General features: G+C 63.4%; 4 protein-coding genes. 2 read left to right on the plus strand and 2 right to left on the minus strand.

Annotated elements, in window-relative coordinates:
• Nucleotides 1-7: 7 nt before the first annotated feature.
• Nucleotides 8-598, minus strand: a complete 591-nt coding sequence (locus GCT13_RS47315) for an ankyrin repeat domain-containing protein (RefSeq protein WP_087740475.1) — start codon at nucleotides 596-598, stop codon at nucleotides 8-10.
• An 88-nt stretch (nucleotides 599-686) separates the two neighbouring features.
• On the minus strand, nucleotides 687-1,295 hold the full coding sequence (locus GCT13_RS47320) for a hypothetical protein (protein ID WP_087740476.1): 609 nt from the start codon (nucleotides 1,293-1,295) through the stop codon (nucleotides 687-689).
• A gap of 161 nt (nucleotides 1,296-1,456) precedes the next feature.
• Between GCT13_RS47320 and GCT13_RS47325 the strand changes: the two genes are divergently transcribed.
• Both GCT13_RS47325 and nifH read left to right on the plus strand, forming a co-directional pair.
• Nucleotides 1,457-1,636, plus strand: a complete 180-nt coding sequence (locus GCT13_RS47325) for a hypothetical protein (protein WP_152768397.1) — start codon at nucleotides 1,457-1,459, stop codon at nucleotides 1,634-1,636.
• Nucleotides 1,637-1,744: 108 nt separating this feature from the next.
• A complete protein-coding gene (gene nifH / locus GCT13_RS47330) occupies nucleotides 1,745-2,626 on the plus strand; it encodes a nitrogenase iron protein (RefSeq protein ID WP_087740478.1) in 882 nt (293 codons plus the stop codon).
• The last annotated feature ends 44 nt before the right edge of the window (nucleotides 2,627-2,670 follow it).

The following is a 2,670-nucleotide window of genomic DNA, read 5'->3' on the forward strand; positions in this document are numbered from 1 at the left end:
GTTCTCTTCAGCGCGAAGCATTATCCGGCAAGACGTCACCCGGAATCCGTGGTTGCCCCGGTTGCGCAACGTACCGCCCGGTGACGGGGGACGATGCCCGGGCGGCGTCTCTGAGTCGGCCTACCATGCGCAGCAGCTGCAGTCCGAAATCGGTGGCCATGTCGAATGCGTTGCGCCCGTCGGGCGCCACCAGGCCGTCGCTCGCGCCGAGCGATATCAGCAGCCACATGAGCTCGACCCGGCCGCTGGCGGCGGCCTGCATCAGGCACGTGATGTCGTTCCCGTTCGCGTGATCAATGTCGAGGCCGGCCCCGATCAACCGCAGGATCGGCGCGGGTGCGCCGCCCAGACACGCGTACCAGAGCGCCTGGTTACCTTCGTCGTCGAGCGCGCCGACGTCTGCACCTTCGCCTAGCAAGCCGGCGACTATGCGGTCTTCGCCGTGCAGCGCCGCCACCATCAGCGGCGTCATGCCCTCAATGCTGCGCGAATGAATGTCCGGGAAGTCGTGGCTCGACAGCCATGTTCCGAGCGTTGCGCACGTGGCGTCGCGGCCGCTTGCGCTTTCGTATGGGACAGTTTCGTTGGGCAGTGACATGATGGCACTCCGGCTCGGTGGATAGGCGTCGCCGTCACGGGGGCGCACAGCTGCAGGTTGAGGCGCCCGACGCGCACTGAAAGGTACGTCAGACCGGCCTGTTTTCGTTTGGATTGCGAACCGGTCCCATCACTTCGAGTCCTTCCGCGTAACTGATCGTGTCAAACGGTACGTCAAAGAGGATCGCGGCGTCGGCGATCGCGTCGAGCTTGCCGGCCGTGTCTTTCCTTTTCAGTTCGCTCTTCTCCAGATGCAGGAGTTCGAGCATCTCGTTGTAGACGGTCGATTCCACAATCGGCAGCACGTAGAACATCGCTCCGTTGTACGGCACCTGATAGCGCCTGGACAGATCGATGTTGTCGCAGAACAGGAAATACGTTCCGCTGGCCGAGAGGGCATCGCCGAGCACTTCCGCGACGTCCCTCAGGTGTTCGAAGCTCAATAGCCAGCCGGCGAAGAACGGGAGGTGCGGGTCGCCGACGTCCGCTACCGCCATGACCTGTTCGCAGGAAAGCTCGGGCGGGCGCGCCTCGTCGGCGAGCCGCGGCCCAAAGCGTAGCGCGAGCTCACCGCGAAAGCCGATCCGGCCAGGCGCGTCCGTATGCCCCTTGAACACCGCGTTAAGGAGTCGGCCCTCGTGCTGCAGACGGGCCAATGGGGTTTCGTCGAGTTCACGGGGGCTGATCGTGTCAGTCATTAGCATTCCTCTTTTCCAGATTCTGGCGCGCCCGTGGATCCGGGCGCGGGATCGTACATCCTCAGCGGGACGGCCCAGAGAGCTGCAACATCCGTACCAGCGCCAAGGGCGGCGAGGGCGGGGCCGGGCAGGCTGAACGGACGGGCGGCCCGGTGCTGCCCATGTCGTTTGCGACAAAAGGCGCGGGGTTTGTCGGGAAGGCGACGTCGCGAACGTTGCAGGCCGCAATGCAGGAACACCTGCCGGAAACCCGGCCTGCCCCGGGTTTCGACGATCTGCGCATTTATGGCACGAAAGCTGCGTCGACGGGGCCGCGCGGACACAATCCGGCCGATGCGTGACTCGACAGAAGAAGACCATACGGACACCGCAGGCTGAGGACATGGTCGCGGCTTTGCAGACCTGATTCGCAACCCTGGTTTCACCTTCCATGTCAATGGAGTACGACAATGTCTCAACTTCGGCAAATCGCCTTCTACGGCAAAGGCGGCATCGGCAAGTCCACCACGTCGCAGAATACGCTCGCGGCGCTGAGCGACCTCGGGCAGAAGATCCTCATCGTAGGGTGTGATCCAAAGGCTGACTCGACACGCCTGATACTGCACGCGAAGGCGCAGGACACGATTCTCTCGCTCGCGGCGGAAGCGGGTTCAGTCGAGGACCTCGAACTCGATGACGTAATGAAGATCGGCTACAAGGACATCCGCTGCGTCGAGTCGGGCGGCCCTGAGCCGGGCGTTGGCTGCGCGGGCCGCGGCGTCATCACGTCGATCAACTTCCTCGAGGAGAACGGCGCGTATGACGGTGTGGACTACGTGTCGTACGACGTGCTCGGCGACGTGGTGTGCGGTGGCTTCGCCATGCCCATTCGCGAGAACAAGGCGCAGGAAATCTACATTGTCATGTCAGGCGAGATGATGGCGATGTACGCAGCGAACAACATCTCGAAGGGCATCCTGAAATACGCGAACAGTGGGGGCGTGCGCCTGGGCGGGCTCATCTGCAACGAGCGCAAGACCGACAAGGAACTGGAGCTTGCCGAATCGCTCGCGACGATGCTCGGCACGAGGCTGATCCACTTCGTGCCGCGCGACAACATCGTCCAGCACGCGGAACTGCGGCGAATGACCGTGATCGAGTATGCGCCGGACAGTGCACAGGCGGGCCAGTATCGCGCGCTTGCCGAGAAGATTCATCACAACGGCGGCAATGGTGTGATTCCGACGCCGATCACGATGGACCAGCTCGAGGACCTGCTGATGGAGAAAGGCATCATGGTGCAGGTCGACGAGTCGCAGGTCGGAAAAAAGGCGGCCGAGCTGACCGCCTGACGAATGCCGGACGACGGTCGCCGTCCGGCGGCCGGATCCGGCGA

Origin of the sequence: Paraburkholderia franconis (genome assembly GCF_009362735.1) — a bacterium.
In the GTDB taxonomy this organism is placed as follows: Bacteria; Pseudomonadota; Gammaproteobacteria; order Burkholderiales; family Burkholderiaceae; genus Paraburkholderia; species Paraburkholderia franconis.

Excerpts from the sequence above, each read along its gene's own strand:
- GCT13_RS47315 (WP_087740475.1), bottom strand. The coding sequence starts at position 598 with ATGTCACTGCCCAACGAAACTGTCCCATACGAAAGCGCAAGCGGCCGC.
- GCT13_RS47320 (WP_087740476.1), bottom strand. The coding sequence starts at position 1,295 with ATGACTGACACGATCAGCCCCCGTGAACTCGACGAAACCCCATTGGCC.
- GCT13_RS47325 (WP_152768397.1), top strand. The coding sequence starts at position 1,457 with ATGTCGTTTGCGACAAAAGGCGCGGGGTTTGTCGGGAAGGCGACGTCG.
- nifH (WP_087740478.1), top strand. The coding sequence starts at position 1,745 with ATGTCTCAACTTCGGCAAATCGCCTTCTACGGCAAAGGCGGCATCGGC.